The sequence below is a fragment of the Serratia sp. CY33525 genome (assembly GCF_052169115.1).
Classification (GTDB): Bacteria; Pseudomonadota; Gammaproteobacteria; order Enterobacterales; family Enterobacteriaceae; genus Serratia; species Serratia sarumanii.
Genome location: NZ_JBJNLK010000008.1, coordinates 251,053 through 257,263, shown reverse-complemented (window position 1 = coordinate 257,263; position 6,211 = coordinate 251,053). Strand labels below are relative to the sequence as shown.

Here is a 6,211-nt window from a genome sequence, read left to right as displayed (position 1 = left end):
TGAATTTTACTTCAGTTAGTCACTCTTCAAGACTTGATATTTTTTTGCATCCGAGGATGCTGGATATCGTCTTGTGGAGTGCCCACACAGATTGTCTGATAAATTGTTAAAGAGCAGTGAGTTAGGCGCTTTCGCTTGCTAACTCGAGGTGGCGTATATTACGCTTTCCTCTTTCAGAGTCAACCCTAATTTTCAGGATTTTTTCTCTTTCTTCCCGGCCGCTGTGTGAAGTGAATCACTTGCGCCGTGTCGATGGAGGCGCATTATAGGGATCCGAGTTTTTTGCACAACCCCTTTTTTGATCTTTTCTTTCTGTTTGCACACTTTTCAGCCCTTCCGGGTGGATCTTGTGCGATCAGGGCCATTTTCCACAGGATCCGGTGCTGCGATTGGTTGTAATTCCATCGCCAGAGTCTAGTATTGCCGGTAAATATGATCCCGACGTGAGGCAGCACTATGTCCGATGCAGTACGTTCTTATCTTCAATACACCCCTAAACTCGGTCAGCGCGTCCTGATCGATCCTTCCAGCGTCGTCATCGGCGACGTCGATCTGGCGGATGACGTCAGCATCTGGCCGCTGGTAGCCATCCGCGGCGACGTCAATGCGGTAAAGATCGGCGCACGCAGCAATATTCAGGACGGCAGCGTACTGCACGTGACTCACCGCTCCGAACATAACCCCGACGGTTATCCCTTGCTGATTGGGGAAGACGTGACCGTGGGCCATAAAGCGATGCTGCACGGCTGCGCCATCGGCAACCGGGTGCTGGTCGGTATGGGATCGATCCTGTTGGACGGTGTAGTAGTAGAAGACGACGTAATGATTGGCGCCGGCAGTTTGGTAGCGCCGGGCAAACGGCTGGCCAGCGGCTATCTTTATATGGGGAGCCCGGCACGCCAGGTTCGGCCGTTGACCGCCGCCGAGTTGGAAGGATTGCTTTATTCTTCTAACAACTATGTGCGTTGGAAAGATGAATATCTGTCGGAAGACATCTGACGGCCACCCCGTTCCCTATATAGAGAACGGGGTGGGAATTATGCCGCCAGTTCGCTGCGCAGCTGGCGCAATACCGGCTCGATCTCTGGCATCACTCCGTGCCAAAGCAGGAAAGCATGCGCCGCCTGCCCCACCAGCATACCCAGCCCATCGGCATATTCCGTTGCCCCTTGCTGCTGCGCCCAGGCCAGGAACGGCGTGACGCCCTGCTGATAGAACATGTCATAGCAACGGGTTTGCGCGTTGACTACGCCCGCGGGCAAGGCCGGGATCTCCCCGCTGATGCCGGACGCCGTCGCGTTGATCACCAGATCGAACGCTTGCTGATTCAGTTGATCCATCGGCGCCGCCGAGATCTCTCCCAGATGCCGGAAAGCGTCGGCCAACTCCTCGGCGCGGCTGAAGGTGCGGTTGGTGATCGTGAGCCGGCAGCCGAAAGACAGCAGCGGCAGAATCACGCCGCGCGCCGCGCCGCCGGCCCCCACCAGCAAGATGCGATCCTGCGGCCGGATCAATTGCTGACGCTGCAGATCGGTCAGCAAACCGATGCCGTCCGTGTTGTCCCCCAGCAGACCGCCATTCGGCAATACCTTCAGGGTATTGACCGCGCCGGCCATCGCTGCGCGCTCGCTCAGCTCGGAAGCGGCCTCATAAGCGCGCTCTTTGAAAGGCACCGTGACGTTCGCCCCCAGCCCTCCGGCGTGGATAAACGCCTGCAGGCTGGTTTCAAAACCGTCCAACGGCGCCAACACCGCTCCATAAGGATGCTCAATGCCAGTCTGGGCAGCGAACAGCGCATGAATTCGCGGCGACTTGCTGTGACCAATAGGGTTGCCAAATACCGCAAACTTCTCCATGCCCATTACCTCTAGCCCTGACGGATCTGTTCGCCGGTCAGAGCATCTCTGATTTCGGAAGGATTAAGACGGCCACCCACCTCGCCGGCCAATACCGGGAAAGCCTCGCCGAATTGCCGCGCGACTTCATCCGCACTGCGGCACGGCTCCTGCCCACTGAGATTGGCACTGGTCGATACCAGTGGCTTGCCGTACTGCCGGCACAGTTGCTGCACCAACGGGTGATCGCTAACGCGCACCGCCAGCGAGCTGAAACGCCCGGTCAGTAAACGTGGCGTCTCCGGCCGGGCAGGCAACACCCAGGTTACCGGCCCAGGCCAGCTGGCGAACATCGTCACGCGCTGCTGTTCGCTGAGCGCGCTGTCGTCGATATAGGGCTTAAGCTGCGCATAGTCGGCGGCGATCAGAATCAGCCCCTTTTCCCACGGCCGCTGTTTCAATGCCAGCAAAGCATTGACCGCCTGTTCGCTGTCGGGATCGCACCCCAGGCCGAATACCGCTTCGGTGGGATAGGCAATCACCTGCTGTTGATGCAAAGCATCGATGATAGATAAAAGGTTCGGGCTTAATTCTGAGTTCATGATGTGATTATTCTGTAGTCGCCACGGGTTTTCCGCACAGCTTGCTGGCACAGCACAGGACGGGGCCTTTTGCCGTACGTTTTTCCATCAGCAGCGGGTAATGGCAATAGGCGCATTCACCGGCGACGGGTTTAACATTGAGGGCGAACTGGCATTCCGGATAACGATCGCAGGAATGAAAAACCTTGCCGTAGCGCGATTTACGCTGCAACAGCTTGCCCTGACCGCACTGCGGACAGGTAATGGCGGTTTCATCAGGCTTATCGATCACTTCAGTGTGATCGCACTGCGGATAATCGCTGCAACCGATAAACATGCCATAACGCCCCTGGCGCAGCACCAACGTCGCCTGACACTTCGGGCACTGCTGCCCATCCAGCACCTTGACGACATGCCCGTCGGCCTGCGCTTTCAGCGGCCGAATATATTGGCATTCAGGGTACTGGGAACAGCCGAGGAAGGGGCCGTGGCGACCGCTACGGATCACCAGCTCGGCCCCGCATTCCGGACAGGGTTCATTTTGCCTGGCGGCAAAAATCGCGTTTTTTGTCATAACGTCTTCTATGCGCGTTATCGGCTCAATGCAGATAACCTTCGTTCACTTCAAACAACAGTTCTTCCATTTGCTGATAGGCGCTTTCATATCCGGGAATATTAAACAGCACCATCAACACGACCCATTTCAGATCTTCGAGATCGAATTCCGCATTATCCAAAGCCATAACGCGGTCGATAACCATTTCACGGGTTTCGAGGTTCAATACCTGAATCTGTTCCAGGAACAGGAGAAAACCACGGCAGCCGGCGTCCAAACGCGCGCTTTCCTCTTCGGTGTAGATCCGCATTGCCAGCGGATCGGCATCCATAAAGTAAGGCGCATTTTGACCTTCTTGCAGGTCAGCCAGCTTCTCAAGCCAATTCAACGCGTTGTAGATATCATCCCGATGAAACCCCGCCTGGGCGAGATCATCGGTCAGTTGATCCTGATCGACGCGCATCTCTGGTTCATTGTGGATATAAGTTTCAAACAAGTACATGAGTACGTCGAACATGGCTTGCCCTCCTTATTCGGACATAGCCGCCGGGTACAGCTGCGATCCACCCTGCTAACTCCAGTTCGAGTAACTTGATTACCACCACTGGCACAGGTTGGCCGGCACGTTCAGCGACGACGTCAACAGGTGTCACCTCATCTCCTACGTTAGCCAACACATCGGCAAATGGCAATTCAACTTCAGCCTGCGACGCACAAATAGTTGTATTTTCGTTCAGTGACAGCCATTGAAGGCCGCTTCCCAGCAATTCTGCGATATCTTTCGGCCCGGTAACCAGATGCGCGCCCTGCTGAATTAGCCAGTGCGTGCCTTCGCTCATCGGGTTCCCTAACGGCCCCGGCAAGGCGAATACCTCACGCCCCTGCTCCAGCGCATAGCGGGCCGTCACCAGGGTACCGCTGCGCAACGAGGCTTCTATGACCAGAACGCCCTGGCTCAGCCCGCTGATAATGCGGTTGCGGCGCGGAAAATGGTCGGCCAGAGGCAAATCGGTGACCAAATGATCCGAAATCACCGCGCCGCCCTGCTCGACAATCTGCTCCGCGAGCCTGCGGTGCCGGCGTGGATAAACATTGGCCAACCCGCTGCCCAATACCGCTACCGTGCAACCGCCGGCCGCCAGCGCTGCGCGATGGCAAATGCCGTCGATGCCGATCGCCAAACCGCTGGTGATGGTGAAACCGCAACGCGCCAATTCCGCGGCGAAATGATTGGCCCAACGCTCGCCGTAGTGGCTGAACTGCCGGCTGCCAACCATGGCGAGCTGCGGGCGCAGCAACGCTTGAGGATCGCCCTCGATCAGCAAAAACAGCGGCGCATCGTCGATCTGGGCCAGGCGTTCCGGATAGCCGGCCGCCCCATAGTTCAGCATACGGTGCGCCGGCAGTTCCAGCCAACGCAGGCTGGCCGCCAGATAAGCGGGATCCGCTTGGTTGAACTGCGCCCGCTGCCGCTCGTTCAATCCCAGTTCACGCAACGCGCTGCGAGGCTCGCGCCCCATTTGCGATAGCTGCCGCACGATCCGGCTGGCCACGACGGTCTGCAGCCCCGTTACCCCTCGCATCCGTAAAGCGATCTCTTCCGGCCGCATCGTCTGTTCCCTCAGCAAAAATGGTGGTATTACCAATCTGAGCAATTGGTGCGCAATGCTGTCAATCAGGCCGGGAAATGTCTAGAATAGAGGTTAAACCTCGTTCATTACTCGGATACAGATCTAAAGATATATGTCAGTCTTGCAGGTATTACATTTCCCAGACGAGCGTCTGCGCAAAATCGCAGCGCCGGTAAAAGAAGTCAATGCAGATATCCAGCGCATCGTGGATGATATGTTTGAAACCATGTACGCAGAGGAAGGCATTGGCCTGGCTGCGACTCAGGTGGATATCCATCAGCGCATTATCGTGATCGACGTCTCCGAGAATCGCGATCAGCGCCTGGTGCTGATCAACCCCGAGCTGCTGGAAAAGAGCGGCGAAACCGGCATCGAGGAAGGCTGTCTTTCCATTCCCGAGCAGCGTGCGTTGGTACCACGTGCCGCGCAGGTGAAGATCCGCGCGCTGGATCGCGAAGGCAAACCTTTCGAACTGGAAGCAGACGATCTACTGGCGATCTGCATCCAGCACGAGATGGATCACCTGATGGGCAAACTGTTCGTCGATTACCTGTCGCCGCTCAAGCGTCAGCGCATTCGTCAGAAACTGGAAAAAATGGCCAAGCTTCAAGCCCGCGCCTAACCGATCAGGAAATCAACGTGTCTGACTCTTTACGGATTATTTTCGCCGGAACACCAGACTTCGCAGCGCGTCATCTTGACGCGCTGTTGTCATCTGAGCACCAGATTGTCGGCGTTTTTACCCAGCCCGACCGCCCGGCAGGCCGCGGCAACAAGCTGACGCCAAGCCCGGTAAAAGTGCTGGCTGAGCAACACCAACTGCCGGTATTTCAGCCCAAATCGCTGCGCCCCGAAGAGAACCAGCGCCTGGTGGCCGATCTTAACGCCGACGTGATGGTGGTGGTTGCCTACGGGCTGATCCTGCCGCAGGCGGTGCTGGATATGCCGCGTCTCGGTTGCATCAACGTACATGGCTCACTGCTGCCTCGCTGGCGCGGTGCGGCGCCGATCCAGCGCTCGCTCTGGGCCGGCGACAGCGAAACCGGCGTGACCATCATGCAGATGGACGTCGGTCTCGATACCGGCGACATGATGCACAAGATTGCCTGCCCGATTGAGAGCAGCGATACCAGCGCCAGTCTCTACGACAAGCTGGCGCAGCTCGGCCCGCAGGGCATGCTGACGACGCTGCGCCAAATGGCCGACGGCAGCGCCACCCGCGAAGTGCAGGACGACGCGCTGGTCACCTACGCCGAGAAGCTGAGCAAAGAAGAAGCTCGCCTGGACTGGACACTGTCCGCCGAACAACTGGAGCGCTGCATCCGCGCTTTCAACCCTTGGCCGATCAGCTACTTCACCATCGATGAGCAACCGGTGAAAGTCTGGCAAGCCAGCGTACTGGCGCAAAGCGCCAATGCGGAGCCGGGCACCGTTGTCCATGCCGACAAGCACGGCATTCAGGTGGCGACCGCCGACGGCATCCTCAATCTGATCCAACTGCAGCCCGCCGGCAAGAAACCGATGTCGGCGCAGGACCTGTTAAATTCACGCCGTGAATGGTTTACCCCGGGTAACCGGCTGTAAGTCACCCCACTGCCCGGCCGTTCA

At 57.6% G+C, this 6,211-nt stretch carries 8 protein-coding genes; 3 read left to right on the top strand and 5 right to left on the bottom strand.

Going from position 1 to position 6,211, the window contains the following annotated elements; genetic code table 11:
- Positions 1-456: 456 nt before the first annotated feature.
- Positions 457-999, top strand: coding sequence for a gamma carbonic anhydrase family protein (locus tag ACJ8IM_RS19635; RefSeq protein ID WP_004929699.1), 543 nt, complete (start codon positions 457-459; stop codon positions 997-999).
- Positions 1,000-1,037: 38 nt separating this feature from the next.
- Here the strand turns inward: ACJ8IM_RS19635 and aroE are convergent, their stop codons facing one another.
- From aroE to dprA, 5 genes are read right to left on the bottom strand one after another with little or no spacing between them, the layout of a single operon-like run.
- Entirely contained in the window at positions 1,038-1,856 is an 819-nt protein-coding gene (gene aroE / locus ACJ8IM_RS19630; RefSeq protein WP_033655293.1) for a shikimate dehydrogenase, read from the bottom strand.
- A gap of 11 nt (positions 1,857-1,867) precedes the next feature.
- Positions 1,868-2,437, bottom strand: coding sequence for an L-threonylcarbamoyladenylate synthase type 1 TsaC (gene tsaC / locus ACJ8IM_RS19625; RefSeq protein WP_033655292.1), 570 nt, complete (start codon positions 2,435-2,437; stop codon positions 1,868-1,870).
- A 7-nt stretch (positions 2,438-2,444) separates the two neighbouring features.
- Positions 2,445-2,990: a DNA topoisomerase family protein gene (locus tag ACJ8IM_RS19620; protein WP_004929705.1), complete on the bottom strand. Its 546-nt coding sequence runs from the start codon at positions 2,988-2,990 to the stop codon at positions 2,445-2,447.
- 25 nt (positions 2,991-3,015) lie between these two features.
- Positions 3,016-3,489 (bottom strand): DUF494 family protein Smg, encoded by a 474-nt coding sequence (smg, locus tag ACJ8IM_RS19615; protein WP_033650013.1) that lies wholly within the window; start codon positions 3,487-3,489, stop codon positions 3,016-3,018.
- Positions 3,461-4,582: a DNA-protecting protein DprA gene (dprA, locus tag ACJ8IM_RS19610; protein ID WP_033655291.1), complete on the bottom strand. Its 1,122-nt coding sequence runs from the start codon at positions 4,580-4,582 to the stop codon at positions 3,461-3,463. Before dprA ends, smg begins: the two co-directional genes overlap by 29 nt.
- 133 nt (positions 4,583-4,715) lie before the next feature.
- Here dprA and def point away from each other — a divergent pair, with 133 nt between their 5' ends.
- Both def and fmt read left to right on the top strand, forming a co-directional pair.
- The gene (gene def, locus ACJ8IM_RS19605; protein WP_033636244.1) at positions 4,716-5,225 is read left to right on the top strand and encodes a peptide deformylase; all 510 of its coding nucleotides are present in this window, start codon (positions 4,716-4,718) and stop codon (positions 5,223-5,225) included.
- Between the two features lie 17 nt (positions 5,226-5,242).
- Positions 5,243-6,187 carry a methionyl-tRNA formyltransferase gene (gene fmt / locus ACJ8IM_RS19600; protein ID WP_033655290.1) on the top strand — a complete coding sequence of 315 codons (945 nt, stop codon included), beginning with the start codon at positions 5,243-5,245 and terminating at the stop codon, positions 6,185-6,187.
- The last annotated feature ends 24 nt before the right edge of the window (positions 6,188-6,211 follow it).